Here is a 16,036-nt window from a genome sequence, read left to right on the forward strand (position 1 = left end):
CTGGAAAATTTTTATGCTGCGGAGTCTTTCAACCGCACCGGAATATGATGCTCTTTCAAATAAGTTTTGACCTGGGATACCGTGTATTTCCCATAATGAAATACCGAGGCTGCCAGAACAGCATCAGCCTTGCCTGTGGTCAGTGCCTCCGCAAAATGTTCCAGCGTGCCTCCACCTCCGGAAGCAATGACGGGGATGCTGAGGGATTCACTGATTTTAGCGGTGATTTCGAGATCAAATCCGGCTTGATGCCCGTCTGCATCCATACTGGTCAACAGGATTTCTCCCGCTCCCCGCTCCTGGACTTCGTGTGCCCATTGAAACGCGTCCAGTCCGGTGGGACGGCTTCCGCCATGACTGAAAACTTCCCAGTGGTCTCCTGAACGTTTGACATCCATGGCAACCACAATGCACTGCGAACCGAATTGTCGCGCTCCGCTTGTGATCAATCCGGGATTTTTGATAGCGGAAGAATTGATGGATATTTTGTCGGCACCGGCTGTGACCAGCTCATGAATGTCCTGCAACGTCGAAATACCGCCTCCAATCGTAAAAGGAATAAATAATTTCCGGGCCAACCGGGATGCGAGATCAATGGTCGTCTTCCGATTTTCTTTGGAGGCGGTGATATCCAGAAAGACCAGTTCGTCCGCGGATTGTTCATTGTATCGTTGTGCCAGTTCCAGAGGATCCCCGGCATCTCGTAAGCCTACAAAACTGGTCCCTTTGACAACACGTCCTTCTTTAATATCGAGACACGGAATAATACGTTTGGCTAACATGTGGCAATCTCAGTCAACTGGATTTTTCCTTCATAAATGGCTTTTCCGACAATCACATGATCCACCCCGCTGGCTTCCAGTGTTTTCAGTTGGCTAATGTCCGCCATCGAAGACACGCCGCCTGACGCTGTCACACGCAATCCTGTCTGAGACGCAAAATGCTGAAGTGCTGAAAGATTCGGTCCGGTCATCATCCCATCTCTGGCAATATCCGTATAAACCACACGCTGAATTCCCCGTTGTTTCCAGTGCAAGCCGAAGTCAACATCGTCCAGTTCTGTTTTTTCGACCCAGCCTTCAATCGCGACTTTTCTGTTACTGGCATCAATTCCGAGAATGATTCGTTCTCCCGGAAATTTTTGCAACAGCGATTCCAGAACCTGCGGTTTTTTTACAGCCATTGTTCCAACAATCACAGAGGTGATTCCAGAGCCAAGGACCCGGTCTACGTCTTCAAAATCTCGCAATCCGCCACCAAACTCCACCGGGATGTTTATTTTCCCAAGAATTTTTGTGATCACTTCCCAATTGCGTGTCTGTCCTTTGAAGGCCCCATCCAGATCTACAATATGAATTCGTTTTGCGCCTGCGTCTTCAAACGATTTTGCCATGACAACCGGATCCTTGGAATAAACGGTTTCGTGTTCAGCACGGCCCTGAAGCAACCGGACACAGCGGCCATTTATCAGATCAATTGCTGGAATAATGATCATGAATCTTCTCCTTGAGATGAAAATAAACATTACACCCCGTGTCAATTTCAAAAAAACTGATATTGACTCTTCTTTCTTTCGGGACAATTTGCTACACAGAACTTTGTTGATCATTTTAATGAGCTATCCATATCAACATAACACAAATTTTCATGGACTATATGGCCCAGGCAAATCAATCTCAATACAATCCTGAGCAAATGCCTCAACGAAAAAGCGCGCTCAATAATCTGAAAAGCCGGCTAATCCTGATTATCGTGATGCTACTCTTAATCATGGGTGTGACACTATACACCCTGGCTCAGGATTCACTCAGAACACTCAGATTGGAACACATCAAGGAAAGTTTTAAACTAATTTCTTCCACCATCCATAGTTTCAGTGATCAATATCTGGATGCCATTCAGACCCCGGATGGTTTTTTTGAACAGAAAAAACAGCAGGCCAAAGCTCTGGACGTCATTAAAAACTTTGTTGAAGCCAATCAATCCAGCATTGTGATTTATGAGGGCGATTCCGGAGTGGTTCTGATGGATAACTTTGGCATTGGCGTCTCCTATGTCATGACGCAGGATCAGGAAACTTCCTCACTTCAGATGCTGACCCAAAACGGCATACAGTATTATTTTTATCATTTTTTTCTGCCATCCTCCAACTGGCATGTGATTCTTCTGAAAACCAGTCCGATCAAAACCGGTTTTCAGGAGCGATTCCGGCAAGCCAGCATGCAAACCATTGGATTTCTGATCCTGGCGACGTTCCTGTTGCTATATTATTTGAGGCAACTGGTCAATAATCCCGTGGACAAATTGATCCATGCCGTCAAAACAAACCAGATTCCAAGGTATCAGGGAATTTACGAATTTGAATTTCTGAGCCAGAAGATCGCAGAGTTTATGAACACCCTGCAAACCATGAAGAATCAACTCTCAGAAAATACGGAAGCACATGAAATAACCCGCAGAGAGTTATTCAACAACAATCAGACACTCGAGTTTTTTTTCAAGAACTTCCCCTTCTCGATTGTATTTTTTACGCCTGAAATGAAAATTCTGCGCTGTAACAAGGCCTCCATCAATATGTTTGGTTACAAAATGGATGACTTGCTGGGGACTAGTCCAAGCAGACTCTATGAATCGGAAACAGACCTCCAGAAACATCTGGAACTGTGGCAGGTCGCACAAACCATTGGCCCCATGGAAACTGTTTATACCCGAAATGATAAAACGACTTTTATTGGAGAAACAACGGGTATCACCATTCTTGATAGAAACCAGCACCAACAAGGTTTCCTGCTGGTGATACGGGATGTGACACTGGCCAAAAAGCAGGAGGAAGAACGACTTTTGTATGAAGAAAAACTGGAAAAACAGGTTTCTGAACGCACTCACGAACTGGAAAAGGTCAATGCGCAATTGAAACATCAGCAAAAAAGTCTGGAAGAGCATCTTTATACCCAGCAGGAAATTTCAGACAACCTTCTGCACACCGCTTCTCAACTTAAAACAGCACAGGAACAGCAGGAACAGCAAAATGCCATGCTGATTGCCAACAACCGGAAACTGGAAGAATTGAATGAGAACAAGGAACATCTGCTCTCAAAATTAAGTTACATTTACGCCTCTCATCTGACACCCCTGCTGAATCAACTGGATACCATCCGCGAAGAAAAATCTTTTCAGCAAAATGAGTCCTTGCGTCAGGCAATGAGGGAAGTTTCAGCCATTGAAGAATTGCTCAGACCGATTCATCAGCTCTATTCCTCAGAAAAAGCCATTAAAAGCAAACAGGTGCTGGTTGCCGAAACCAACAAAAAGCAACAGTTGATCACAAAACAGGCACTCGGAGGAACAGGTGTCGAGTTGACACTGGTCAGCAACATGGACGAAGGGATTGAGCTATTGCGGCAACGTGGTTTTGACATCATCTGTACCAATACTGAACTGATCGAACTGGCATCCATCGCACAGGATAGATACCCTCATATCAAAACGGTATTCATGACCTCAGACGATGTGCCCACTTATTTGCCGATTCTGAATAAATACCCGTTTATATCCAATATTGTTTCCCGCAATGACGAGGACCGCACTTTCACCATCAAAAATATTCTTACCACGGTCAGCAAACTGATCGGGAATGACTTGTTTGGTCTGGAAAAATATATGAATTGGGGCGTTGAAGTGCATCAGCAACCCATCATTCGCAGTGATCAACGTACTGAACTTCTGGATAAAATGGAGCAGACGCTGGTGGCGCTTGGTATTCGTAAAACTACGTTGAACCGATGTATCATGGTGGCTGAAGAACTGCTGATGAACGCCATTTATGACGCTCCGGTGGATAGCTCAGGAAAATTTTTGTACAATCACCTGTCCCGCACGGATGCGGTCGAGTTAAAACATGGAGAACAGGGTATCTTCCGATTCGCCTTTGATGGCATCCTGCTGGCTGTTTCCGCTCAGGATCCGTTTGGTTCCTTTGACAGGCAAACCATCCTGGACTACCTGGCGCGATGCTATGCGGGTGTCAAGGACACCAGTCGTAAAGGCAAGGGAGGGGCTGGCAAAGGCTTGTTCCAGATCCTCGAATCATCCGATTTGCTGGTGATCAATGTGAAACCTGGAATTAAAACAGAAGTGATCGCGTTGTTTAATGTAAACAGCGATCTTACCCACAAAATTCCCTCCTTTCATTATTTCTATAGTTAATTCCGTAATCCATGAATCGAGTTATTTCGAGCTGTGCAGGTACTTTTTTAGCCACGAAGTACACGAAGAACCCAAAGTAAAAAAGGAATATGCACCAGAAAACTTGAAAATCAGGGTTTCACGGAGGACTTCATTTATATAAAAAACCTTTTTTTCGTGTTCTTGGCGTTCTTGGTAGCTCATTTTCAAATCACCTGCACAAGTGGAGTTATTTCATGCTTGCTTGATTGGTATTACAGGATATTGTTTCCCGAACACGAGCCAACGATCCCTACGTTTCCGGTAATTCAGGCTAACACATTCCCAAACCTGTTTGAGGCAATATGATTCGAGACATTTTAAAGCAAGAACTGAAACCCAATGAAAAAAAATGGCTGGCGCTGTCGATTGCCAGAGTGATTGTGGCCGATAAAAAGGTGCTGAAAGACGAAATCAAATATCTGAAGGACGCGGTCACGTTTCTGGAAACCAAGGAAGAACTGGAACAGGTGCTGGACTTTGTAAAAAAACTGACGGTACCGGAACTCAAACCGCTCAGCATCAATCTGAAACTTGGAACGATGATGTTGATTTATGTGATCCGGGCCATGGTGCGTAACACCAAAATACTGGAAGTTGAATTCAGAGAACTCATTTCGATGGGAAAAAAATTGAGTATTCCGGACCCCATGATCAAGGCCATCCTCAAATGGGCTCTGGAATTATCCGAACTGAACCAGCAGGAATACGCATTTTACGAATGGGCGGAACATCCTGATAAAAAACCCCTAACGGAGGAACGACCAGGCGTATTTAACGATCTGCTCGCGTTCAACGAGTAAGCTTGTTAACTGAAGGTCGAATTGGTTTCGAGGATGCTGTATATCCACAAGGAGCATGAGCGCTACACCGTTAAAAATTGGACGTATCGGCGCTGGGATTGTTCCGCGTTTGAAATGGTTTCTATGAGTTTTTCGTAATTCTCTCCTTCTGCCTGCAAATTATTCGCTACCGTATTAATTTTTTGTGAAAGATCACTGATTATCTGAAATTTACTCACATTATCCGTTTCAATCTGACGGACTTGTCCTTCGACAGAAGTTAAAAAATGGATGGAGTCCATCATGTTGTCCAACAGTGATTTCATTTCACGGGCAATGACCAGAAATCGTTTTTCAGCAATTCCGGAATGGGAGGCCTGCAAATTGGCGTTGAAAGCCAGAAACCGGAGTTCTTCAATCAGATCCAACAGTGAATTTTCCAGAGTTTTTACACCGCCAATCAAGGTTCCAACCTGATTTTTAACCAACCCCGCATCTGCCGTGAATTTTTGAATCTCCTGTGCAATGTCCTGCATTTGATGGGTGTGTGTGAAAATTTTTTCCGCGGCGTTCCTGGTTTGTGCCACACTGTCAGAAATCATATTCTGCTGTTCAATATAAGGTGTGATGTCATGCGTGAAGGATACAATTCCAATCAATTCACGGTTCTGTCCTGATATTGGAAAAGCTTTGACAATTAAATCCAGACCATAATTTTTTCGCTCAAGAAATGTAATGTAGGGGACTTTGTCTTTGAATATTTTATCAAAAATAGGACTGCCCGGATCTCGAAGGATTCCGGTCAAAGTAGGGCGGTCCGGTTCTGCTAACGGGATCCCCTGGGCATCTTTTTTCCGTTTGTACACATCCAACAGATGCGAATCGAGCGAACAATAATAGGCGATAAAACGCCCAAACCAGTTTTCGCCCTGTTTCAGACTGAGTTTTTGTTTTTCAGGAGCGGTAAGATTTTCATTCTTGGTATTGATGGCGTAATCAAAAGGATTGAAAGGAAGGTCTTTCAGGCAACAGAACACCGCAATAGCCAGTTTACCCGGATGTTCAGAGGCAATATAACGTATATTGGCCACATAGTATGCCAGTTTTGAGATGGGACCACGGCGCCATAGCAGTTCTGATTCAAGTGTTTGAAGTTGCTGACGCAGTGCATCTTCCTGCGAGATCACCCGGGGTGTTTCCATACATCTTTCAATTTCAGATAAATTCCACGCTCAGGATTTCGACTTCAATTTTGCCTTTGGGGATAGGAATCACCACCGTGTCACCTGCGTGTTTTCCAATCAGAGCTCGAGCCACAGGAGAAATGATAGAAATTTTGCCTTCTTTTAAATCAGCTTCATCTTCACCAACGATCTGGTAGCGTGTTTCCTCATCCGTTTCTGTATTAACAAATGTAACTGTCGCTCCAAACACAATTTTGTTTCCGGAAAGCTTTTGTGTGTCAATGACGGTGCAACTCGCCAGTTTACCATTCAGTTCCTGGATTCGTCCTTCTATGAACGATTGTTGTTCTTTGGCCGCATGGTATTCCGCGTTTTCTTTTAAATCGCCATGAGCTCTGGCTTCTGAAATCGCGTTGATTACCTGAGGCCGATCCACGGTCATCAGTTTTTTCAATTCTTCTTTGAGGCGTCGATGTCCTTCAACAGTCATTGGAAATGATTCACTCATATCACCTGTTTGTGATGGAATGGGTTAACAAAATTCAAACATAAAAATCTGGCGGATTGTTACCTATCAGACGCAAGAGGTCAAGCCTCTGATCAAACTCTTTATGTCTTGAAATACAAAAGACTTTCCAGCTAGGATGCCTTCCGGTAAAAATTCAGAAATTTCACATACTTTCTTCTGAATTTTTCAGAAGTAACAGACGTTTCAGACGCAACCCCTCATCTTCAAAAAGGATTCAATGAACCACAAACGTATAACCATCACACCCGGTGATGGAATTGGCCCGGAAGTCACTAAACAGGCAGTTCTTGTGCTTAAAGAAGTCGCCGCTCATTTTGACATGACACTTGATCTACAGGAAGTTCCCGTTGGAGGAACCGCTTATGATCTGACAGGGACTCCGCTTCCGGATGAAACCCTGAAGGCCTGTAAAACAGCGGATGCTGTGCTACTTGGAGCTGTGGGCGGCCCCAAATGGGAACCGCTGGATTATTCAGTCCGTCCTGAGAGAGCCTTGTTGGGGTTGCGCGCTGAACTTGGACTGTATGCAAATTTGCGGCCCGCACGAATTCTGAAAGATCTGGTGAGTGCCTCAACCCTGAAGCCCGAAGTTGTTGAAGGGGCTGATATCATGGTGATACGTGAATTGACTGGAGGCATTTATTTTGGCAAACCCCGTGGTGTTGAAGTCCGCAATGGACAGCGGGTAGGCATCAATACCCTGGTTTATTCAGAATCTGAAATCACACGCATTCTCAAAGTTGGTTTTGAGACAGCCAGAAAACGAAATAAAAAATTGACTTCGGTGGATAAGGCCAATGTGCTGGAAGCCACTGAACTTTGGCGGAATATCGCGATTGAGATGTCTAAAGATTATCCCGATGTGAAACTGAGTCATATGTATGTTGACAATGCCGCCATGCAACTGGTTCGTGCGCCAAAACAATTTGACACTATCGTTACGACCAATCTGTTTGGAGACATTCTGAGCGATGAAGCCGCCATGGTTACAGGCTCTATCGGCATGTTACCCTCTGCCAGCCTGGGAGGCGCCAATGGCATGTATGAACCAATTCATGGATCCGCGCCGGATATTGCCGGACGTGATCTTGCCAATCCATTGGCAACAATTTTATCTGTAGGAATGATGTTCCGCTATTCCTTCAACATGCCTGACGCGGATGATCTGATTCAGAATGCGGTGGAACAGACAATCCAGACTTGGCGTACCGGGGATATCATGGCTGAAGGTAAACAGAAGGTGGGATGCCAGGAAATGGGACAACATGTGCTGGAAAACATCCGGAAATTGTCTTCACAGTTGCGGACGGCCTAAGTGGAAATCAATATCATCACAGGTGAAGAACTGGCTACAGTTTATCTGGATGGTGATTTTGTTCAGACCACAATTGCCAACTTTGAAAATACTGTGCGAACATTATTCAGTAAGCTGGTGATTGAGACTGACGACACCCCTTTGCCTGTGTTGTTTGAATTGTCCAATGTCCATTTTATCAGTTCCGCGGGGATTGCCGCACTGGTGGGAATTCACATGGACAGCCGACATCGGTTGATTGAAATTGGCTTTTGTGCCTTACGCCGACGTGTCCTGGAAGCCATTCAACGAACCAAAATTGATCAGATGCTGACAATTTTTAAAGATGAAGAAACGGGGCGGGAATACTTGATTGAGCGTCGGCGAATGACTCAGCGTTACAGCTATGAGAGTTCCGCCATCCTGAAAACGGAAAACCATCAGCATCTGGTTCGATGTATGAACATCTCTTCAGGGGGATGCAGTCTGTATTCGGAAACCCCGTTCACTGTCACGTCCCGCTTGTCCCATCTTCAACTCACAGAACTCAAAATTGAAGCCATGATCATCATTCGCCGGTGCACACCACTTCCAGAGGGGGGCTATGAAATTGCCACAGCCTTTTGTGAATATGATGTGGACAGGGATAACATCATATCTGACCTGATCCGGAATCTTAACGAGCTATAATCAACTGGTGACTGATTTCATTAAAGCGCTTTCCGAGGCAGAACGTTCAGAATCTCTTTGAAATACGCCATTCCGGCAGATAGATTTTCGAGGATTTCAGTGGTCAGCACCTCGGGATCAGGCAGATTATCGAGATCCATCAGGGGATTGATCCATGCTCGAAGGGCATTCAAGATCTTCGTATTCATTCGGGAAAACGAATAATATGACAGCAACTGCTTACAGGGGGAAAACATTAAACATATTTTAATGCTTCAGAGGCCATGCTGAATATACATGATCAAGAAGGTAGGCGTAGCGTTCAGTGCCTAATGGCAGTGGCGCGGTGATGGGACCAGCCACTTCACCATGGGACGGGATCTCTACCTGTCCATCTTTGTCGACGATGACCAGCAATTGATAGTTTTTTTCAGGGATTAATGGCTGGAAGGCATTCTGTTCTCCAATGTAAAAAGTCGTTGGAGGAACAAAGGTATCAACCACAGTGGATGCGACAATGTCACGTGTTTCCGGATCAATCAGAAAAATATGGGCATTGTCTGTTTTTACGAGTTCCGAGGCGATAAAGGGATCAACGGAGATCACTCCGCTGATTCCTGATTGCAGATCATTTTCATTGCGATCTACTTCTTTCATTAAGGCGAAGATCGTTAATGTGGTCATGCCTACCAAAAAAAATATCAGCAATAATTTGTTCATGATTTTTCCGGGAACTCGCATATTGTCTCCTCAAGCCGTTTTTCGAAGTTTTTCCGCGGCTTCTTTTTCAAGAACCAGTCGGTATTCTGTTGGCATGATTCTAACAAAATGTGACAGGGTCTGTTCCCATTCATCAAGCAATGTTTTGGCCTTAACGCTTCGGGTGTATTGGTAATGCCGTTCCAGCATGGAATGTACCCATTGTTGTTCTTCCGGATTGGCAATCGGGCCGAGTTCAACCATTTGGGTATTGCATTTTGCTTGAAATGTCCCTTTTCGATCAAGCACGTAAGCGATACCACCACTCATTCCGGCTGCAAAGTTTCGACCTGTCTCACCGAGAACAAGCACTCGTCCACCTGTCATGTATTCACAGCCATGATCCCCCACGCCTTCAACAACAGCAGTGGCACCACTGTTCCGGACAGCAAAGCGTTCACCGGCAACACCGGCAAAAAACGCCTCACCAGCGATTGCGCCATACAGGACGGTATTTCCAATGATGATATTTTCATCAGCCTTGAAGGTCGAAATTTTTTGGGGGGAGACAATAATTCTTCCGCCACTCAATCCTTTGCCCACATAGTCATTGGCGTCACCTTCCAGGGTGAGGGTCACTCCGTGTGCCAGAAACGCCCCAAAACTTTGACCTGCTGAGCCGGTAAAGTGGCATTGTAACGTATTGTCAGGCAATCCTTCCATGCCATGTTTTCTGGCAATTTTGCTACTGAGCATGGTGCCAACCGTTCTGTTGGTATTCCTGATCGGCATTGCTATGGCAACGGGTTTTTTCTGCTCAATAGCGTCTGTGGACATCTCAATCAGACGATTATCCAGTTGATCCTGCAAACCGTGATTCTGTTTGGTGGTGCAATAACGAGCCTTGTCCACAGTCAAGGGCGGTTGATAAAGAATAGCTGACAGATCCAGATATTTGGCTTTCCAGTGGTTCATTTCTGGTACTTGCTGGAGCATATCGGTGCGGCCAATCATATCATCAAATTTGCGGAATCCGAGTGAGGCCATGATTTTCCGGACTTCTTCAGCGACAAAAAAGAAGAAATTGATCACATTTTCCGGTTGCCCGGTAAATTTTTTCCGCAATACAGGATCCTGTGTGGCTACACCCACGGGGCAGGTATTCAAGTGGCATTTTCGCATCATGATACAGCCAATGGTGATCAAGGGGGTCGTTGCGAAGCCAAATTCTTCCGCACCCAATAAGGCCGCGATGGCGACATCCCGACCAGATTTCAACTGACCATCGGTTTGTATCCTGACACGACTCCGAAGTCCATTGAGTACCAGGGTTTGGTGGGTCTCAGACAAGCCTAGTTCCCATGGAGCACCGGCATGTTTAATGGAGGTCAGTGGAGATGCGCCTGTGCCACCATCATGTCCGGCAATCACAATCATGTCCGCATGGGCTTTGGCAACACCGGCCGCAATGGTTCCGACACCTGCTTCAGAAACAAGTTTGACGGTAATCCGTGCTTCAGGATTGGCATTTTTCAAATCGAAAATAAGTTGCGCCAGATCCTCAATCGAATAAATGTCATGATGCGGAGGCGGTGAAATCAGGGTGACTCCAGGTGTCGAATAACGAACCTTGGCAATATCCTGACTGACTTTGTTACCGGGAAGCTGACCACCTTCACCGGGTTTTGCGCCTTGGGCGATCTTGATCTGAATTTCATTGCAGTTGACCAGATAATGAATGGTCACACCGAAACGACCGGACGCGACCTGCTTGATCGCGCTCACAGCCAGACCACCATCAGGACGTGTAATAAACCGGTCAGGGTTTTCACCGCCTTCACCACTGTTGCTTTTTCCGCCAATCTTGTTCATGGCCAGGGCCAGGGTTTCGTGGGCCTCAATGCTGATTGAACCAAAAGACATCGCGCCTGTCGCAAATCGTTTTACAATTTCTTTTGCAGGCTCAACTTCATCAAGCGGCACAGGTGTGCCTGTCTTGAATTTGAGAAGGCTCCTGATGGTTGCCATGTTATGTTCTTGTTCATTCACCAGGCGGGTGTATTTCTGATAATCTTCAAACGTATTCTGCCTGACCGCCTTTTGCAGAGTCTGTATTGTTTCAGGGTTGATCTGATGATATTCTCCACGTCGTCTCCAGGCATAAGCACCCCCCGGATCTACAACAGCTTCACCTTCCAAAACAGATTCCTCGAAACTCATTTGATGTCTGGCCAGTGATTCCTGCGCGATCACATCAATCGGAATTCCCTGTATCCGTGAGGCAGTGCCCCTGAAATATTTTTTAATCACATCTTCTGCCAGTCCGATGGCTTCAAAAATCTGAGCGCCCCGATAGCTTTGAATGGTTGAGATTCCCATTTTAGAGAAGATTTTAAACAAGCCTTTCTGAATGGCTTTTTTATAGTTGGCGATGGCTTTTTCCAGATAAATACTTTCTGGAAGCAGTTTGTCCTGAATCATTTGATCCAGCGTTTCCCATGCAAGATAGGGATTGATCGCTCCGGCGCCATAGCCGATAAGCAGTGCGAAATGTGCCACTTCACGAGGTTCACCGGACTCAAGAATTATACTCGCGCTGGTTCGAAGTCCTTTCTGGATCAGATAATGATGAACAGCGGCGACAGCCAGAAGCGCCGGAATCGGGACCATGTCCTCATTGGCAGTTCTATCACTGAGTATCAGAAACGTATTTCCTTCGTTGATGGACGCTAGTGCTTTCTCACACAAGGCATCCAATGTTTTTTCCAATCCTGACGGCCCCTCGTTTTTGTTAAAGACCATAGGCAATGTGCAACTGCGGAAATCCTGTTGGTCCAGGTCCCGAATCTTTTCAAGTTCCTGGTTGGTCAGGACAGGATGCTCCAGTTGCAGTAACCGCGCATGTGCGGCTGTCTGCTCCAGAATGTTTCTCTCTTTGCCAAGGTGACTGATCAATGACATAACCAATCCTTCACGGATAGAATCAATTGGTGGATTGGTAACCTGCGCGAAGAGTTGCTTGAAATAGTTATACAACGGTTGTGGACGTTTGGAGAGCACAGCCAGCGGAACATCATTTCCCATGGAACCGATGGCTTCTTCACCTTTTTCTGCCATCGGCTTCATCAATAGCTGAATGTCTTCCTGGGTATAGCCAAACATCTGCTGACGTTGAATCAGCGTTTTCGTGTTTGTTTTTTGATAATTTTCAGGTTCTGGCAACCCGGAGAGATGGAGCATGTTTTGATCCAGCCATTCCTGATAAGGATTCAGGTGGCACATTTGCGCTTTCAATTCGGAATCATCAATGATTCTGCCTTGGCTGGTATCAACCAGAAACATTTTTCCCGGTTGCAAACGGCCCTTGCGTTCAATGCGTTGCGGTTCAATCTGGATGGCGCCAACTTCCGAGGCCATCACCACAAAATGATCTTTGGTGACAACATATCGTGCGGGTCGCAGACCATTGCGGTCCAGGGTTGCTCCAATCTGGATCCCATTGGAAAATGTCAGTGACGCGGGTCCATCCCAGGGTTCCATGAATTGTTCATGGTATTCATAAAAGGCTCGTTTTTCAGCAGAAACATTGGGATCACTCTGCCATGCTTCCGGCACTAGCATCATCACCGCATGGGGCAATGAATATCCCGAAAGCACCAGAAATTCCAGGGCGTTGTCCACAGCGGCGGAATCACTTCCATGAGGCATGATCAATGGAAACAATTTTGAAATATCATCATACAAGGGGGATTTGAGCGCTTCCTTGCGGGCATTCATCCAGTTGATGTTGCCTCTCAGCGTGTTGATCTCGCCGTTATGTGCCAGATAGCGGAAGGGGTGCGCCAACGGCCATGTAGGAAATGTATTCGTGCTGAACCGTGAATGCACAATGGCAAGCGCACTGGCAAATTTGGGATCTGACAGGTCCGGATAAAAAGGTTTGAGCTGGGTTGCGTGCAGCATTCCCTTATAAATCATGGTTCTGGATGACAGGGATGGGATATACAGGTCATTGCCCTGTGTCGTATTCTGAATCAGTTTTCTGACGACATACAGTTTTCGTTCGAAGATTTCAGGTTCCAATCCGGGAGTGTTTTCTACAAAAATCTGTCTGATCACAGGCTGTACTTTTGCGGCGTTCTTGCCAACATAATGCGGGTCTGTCGGCACATCTCTCCAGCCCAGAATAGCCAGGCCTTCTTCTGCCAGAACATTTTCAATGATCAAACCACACCGTTGACGTTTTTTTTCATCCTGTGGCATAAATACCATGCCCGCACCGTATTTTCCCGGGTCTGGCAACGTTATTTCCAGTGCTTGCGCCTGTTCCACCAGAAAATCATGAGGAATCTGTATCATGATTCCGGCACCATCTCCTGTTTCCGGGTCTGCGCCAAGGGCTCCTCGATGTTTCAGGTTGGTCAGCAGTTCTAATGCCTGCGTGATGATTCCGTGTGATTTTTCACCCTTCATGTGAACAATAAATCCAACTCCGCAACTGTCGTGTTCGAACTGAGGATCATACAGACCTTGTTTTTCAGGATAATAGGTGTTCATCGTTGTACCCCTATGCAAAACAGACGGCTCTTGAGGTTGTCGTCTGAGTGTTTACAATTGCGGTTTTTATGCACTCTAAAAACCTTTATATTTAATGGAAGAAACAGGACGAAGTGAGCAGCTCAGACAGTCTTGTCTGAGTGTAGGATAACAGAAACAGTTTCAGGCGGAAGGCAGAACTGGCAAGTTCCAGAGTGGCTTTGTGAGATTCATTCAAGCAACGCCTTCCCACGAAAACAATTAACAGGTACACATTGATAAAGAGTTATTCCATTCCCTTTGAACCAGTCACCGTTTGATTCAGGATGATGGTCCCTGTATCTTTCCTGACACTTCAATATGCAAAAATCAGATTCCCTTGGATTGAGGGCAGGTCAAGGTAAGAAAAAACCAATAAAAACACAACAAGAAAAATTTTTGTCCCTCAAGATTTTTGTATTGAATATGATTGTTATATTGCAGTTGTCTTTCTGTTATGGCTATATTGCCCCCCAAAATTGGCTGTTCCTGCCCAGTATATTGTGCATCGCTTGCCTCTCAACGTCCTGATTTCCCTTATTCTGTTACAAGGAGCCAAAGTGAATAAAGATCGCGGTTTTTTAGAGATTGAAAAAGAAGATGTTCCCAAAAGACCTATTGAAGAACGTCTAAAAGATTACAAAGATTACAACAGGCACTATTCAGAACCGGCTATCCGGAGCCAGGCTAACCGCTGTATGGACTGTGGGATTCCTTTTTGTCATACGGGATGTCCTCTGGGAAATCTGATTCCTGACTGGAATAATCTGGCTGCGCGGGGCCAATGGCATCAGGCATTGGATTCTTTGCACAGCACCAATAATTTCCCGGAATTCACAGGAAATGTCTGCCCTGCTCCTTGCGAAGATTCCTGTGTACTGAATGAATACTACACCCTTGATCCCGAAGAAAAAAAGGATCATAAATATGCGGTCACTATTGAGCAGATTGAACGACATACCGCAGAATTCGGCTGGAAAGAGGGGTGGATCAAACCTCAACCCGCAACAGAAAAAACTGGTAAAAAAGTCGCTATTATTGGCTCTGGTCCTGCGGGATTGGCAGCGGCTCAGCAATTAGCCCGTGTCGGACATACTGTTACCGTGTTCGAGAAAGAAGATCGTCCCGGCGGGTTGCTGCGCTATGGAATTCCTGATTTCAAGCTTGAAAAAATCAATGTGGATCGCCGTATTGAGCAAATGAAAGCTGAAGGGGTTGAATTCCGAACCGGAGTTCATGTTGGTGTTGATTTCCCCGTCAGGGAATTGAAAGAATCTTTTGACGCCATCCTGATTTCCACTGGAGCCGGGCAGGCGCGAAAACTGCGCATTCCCGGAAATGAACTCCAGGGTATTCATTATGCCCTGGATTTTCTGCCTCAGCAGAATCGTGTGAATGCCGGTGATCAGATCGCTCCTGAAAATCGAATTTCCGCTGAAGGAAAACAGGTGGTGGTGATCGGTGGCGGCTTCACAGGTGCTGACTGCGTTGGAACTTCGAACCGTCAAGGGGCGACAGGTAAAAAATATCAGTTTGAACTGGTAGACATGACACCTCGTCCAACACCCGTTCATAAAGAAGCCGAATGGGATTGCCGTGGAAGCATCATGACTGAGGAAATTGTGGGAGAAAACGGCAAAGTCAAGGCACTCAAGGCTGTGAAGCTCCAATGGAAAAAAGAAAATGGCCGAATGACCATGGAAAAAATTCCAGGGTCCGAGTTTACCGTCCCTGTCGATATGGTTTTTCTGGCAATGGGATTTCTCGGTCCCAAAGTGGAAGGTCTGGTGGAAGGCTTAGGCGTGGAACTGAGTGTTCGTGGACGTCAGGGAAATGTCAAACCAGCGGAATTGATTCCACAGCTTGTTTCTCAGGATCCGATGTACAATATTCATGCGGACCAGAATTTCATGACCAGTGAGCCCGGTGTGTTTGCTGCGGGTGATGCCAGACGTGGTGCGTCTCTGGTGGTCTGGGCCATTTGGGAAGGCCGTGAAGCCGCACGCTGCATTGACAAGTATCTCATGGGTAAAACCACATTGCCCACCTCTCCTCAAACCGACAAGGTGGTCTGATTGAT

General features: G+C 45.9%; 12 protein-coding genes. 5 read left to right on the plus strand and 7 right to left on the minus strand.

The window, feature by feature from the left end:
* Positions 1-11: 11 nt before the first annotated feature.
* Positions 12-782 (minus strand): imidazole glycerol phosphate synthase subunit HisF, encoded by a 771-nt coding sequence (hisF, locus tag HQM11_02610; protein MBF0349890.1) that lies wholly within the window; start codon positions 780-782, stop codon positions 12-14.
* Positions 776-1,495 carry a 1-(5-phosphoribosyl)-5-[(5-phosphoribosylamino)methylideneamino]imidazole-4-carboxamide isomerase gene (gene hisA / locus HQM11_02615; protein MBF0349891.1) on the minus strand — a complete coding sequence of 240 codons (720 nt, stop codon included), beginning with the start codon at positions 1,493-1,495 and terminating at the stop codon, positions 776-778. Before hisA ends, hisF begins: the two co-directional genes overlap by 7 nt.
* Before the next feature lie 161 nt (positions 1,496-1,656).
* Here hisA and HQM11_02620 point away from each other — a divergent pair, with 161 nt between their 5' ends.
* A complete protein-coding gene (locus tag HQM11_02620; protein ID MBF0349892.1) occupies positions 1,657-4,206 on the plus strand; it encodes a PAS domain S-box protein in 2,550 nt (849 codons plus the stop codon).
* Between the two features lie 323 nt (positions 4,207-4,529).
* A complete protein-coding gene (locus tag HQM11_02625; GenBank protein ID MBF0349893.1) occupies positions 4,530-5,027 on the plus strand; it encodes a hypothetical protein in 498 nt (165 codons plus the stop codon).
* 62 nt (positions 5,028-5,089) lie between these two features.
* Here HQM11_02625 and HQM11_02630 read toward each other — a convergent pair whose 3' ends face one another.
* Together HQM11_02630 and greA are read right to left on the minus strand one after the other, a co-directional pair.
* Positions 5,090-6,208, minus strand: coding sequence for a hypothetical protein (locus HQM11_02630; GenBank protein ID MBF0349894.1), 1,119 nt, complete (start codon positions 6,206-6,208; stop codon positions 5,090-5,092).
* Between the two features lie 13 nt (positions 6,209-6,221).
* Complete coding sequence (gene greA / locus HQM11_02635; GenBank protein ID MBF0349895.1) at positions 6,222-6,698, minus strand: transcription elongation factor GreA; 477 nt, start codon at positions 6,696-6,698, stop codon at positions 6,222-6,224.
* A 238-nt stretch (positions 6,699-6,936) separates the two neighbouring features.
* Here greA and leuB point away from each other — a divergent pair, with 238 nt between their 5' ends.
* Both leuB and HQM11_02645 read left to right on the plus strand, forming a co-directional pair.
* Entirely contained in the window at positions 6,937-8,034 is a 1,098-nt protein-coding gene (leuB, locus tag HQM11_02640) for a 3-isopropylmalate dehydrogenase (GenBank protein ID MBF0349896.1), read from the plus strand.
* Entirely contained in the window at positions 8,035-8,703 is a 669-nt protein-coding gene (locus HQM11_02645; GenBank protein MBF0349897.1) for an STAS domain-containing protein, read from the plus strand.
* Between the two features lie 20 nt (positions 8,704-8,723).
* Here HQM11_02645 and HQM11_02650 read toward each other — a convergent pair whose 3' ends face one another.
* The 3 genes from HQM11_02650 to gltB all read right to left on the minus strand — a co-directional run bounded on the left by HQM11_02650 (position 8,724) and on the right by gltB (position 13,938).
* Positions 8,724-8,876 (minus strand): hypothetical protein, encoded by a 153-nt coding sequence (locus HQM11_02650; protein ID MBF0349898.1) that lies wholly within the window; start codon positions 8,874-8,876, stop codon positions 8,724-8,726.
* A gap of 73 nt (positions 8,877-8,949) precedes the next feature.
* Positions 8,950-9,423: a hypothetical protein gene (locus tag HQM11_02655; protein MBF0349899.1), complete on the minus strand. Its 474-nt coding sequence runs from the start codon at positions 9,421-9,423 to the stop codon at positions 8,950-8,952.
* 9 nt (positions 9,424-9,432) lie between these two features.
* Positions 9,433-13,938, minus strand: coding sequence for a glutamate synthase large subunit (gene gltB, locus HQM11_02660; GenBank protein MBF0349900.1), 4,506 nt, complete (start codon positions 13,936-13,938; stop codon positions 9,433-9,435).
* Between the two features lie 578 nt (positions 13,939-14,516).
* On the opposite strand from gltB, the gene HQM11_02665 reads away from it, so the two are divergent.
* Entirely contained in the window at positions 14,517-16,031 is a 1,515-nt protein-coding gene (locus HQM11_02665) for a glutamate synthase subunit beta (GenBank protein MBF0349901.1), read from the plus strand.
* Positions 16,032-16,036: the final 5 nt, after the last annotated feature.

The sequence above is a fragment of the SAR324 cluster bacterium genome (assembly GCA_015232315.1).
Lineage (GTDB): Bacteria > SAR324 > SAR324 > SAR324 > NAC60-12 > JADFZZ01.

Coding starts and splice junctions, on each gene's coding strand:
- HQM11_02655 (MBF0349899.1), bottom strand. CDS start 9,423: ATGCGAGTTCCCGGAAAAATCATGAACAAATTATTGCTGATATTTTTT.
- greA (MBF0349895.1), bottom strand. CDS start 6,698: ATGAGTGAATCATTTCCAATGACTGTTGAAGGACATCGACGCCTCAAA.
- HQM11_02620 (MBF0349892.1), top strand. CDS start 1,657: ATGGCCCAGGCAAATCAATCTCAATACAATCCTGAGCAAATGCCTCAA.
- HQM11_02625 (MBF0349893.1), top strand. CDS start 4,530: ATGATTCGAGACATTTTAAAGCAAGAACTGAAACCCAATGAAAAAAAA.
- leuB (MBF0349896.1), top strand. CDS start 6,937: ATGAACCACAAACGTATAACCATCACACCCGGTGATGGAATTGGCCCG.
- gltB (MBF0349900.1), bottom strand. CDS start 13,938: ATGAACACCTATTATCCTGAAAAACAAGGTCTGTATGATCCTCAGTTC.
- HQM11_02630 (MBF0349894.1), bottom strand. CDS start 6,208: ATGGAAACACCCCGGGTGATCTCGCAGGAAGATGCACTGCGTCAGCAA.
- hisF (MBF0349890.1), bottom strand. CDS start 782: ATGTTAGCCAAACGTATTATTCCGTGTCTCGATATTAAAGAAGGACGT.
- hisA (MBF0349891.1), bottom strand. CDS start 1,495: ATGATCATTATTCCAGCAATTGATCTGATAAATGGCCGCTGTGTCCGG.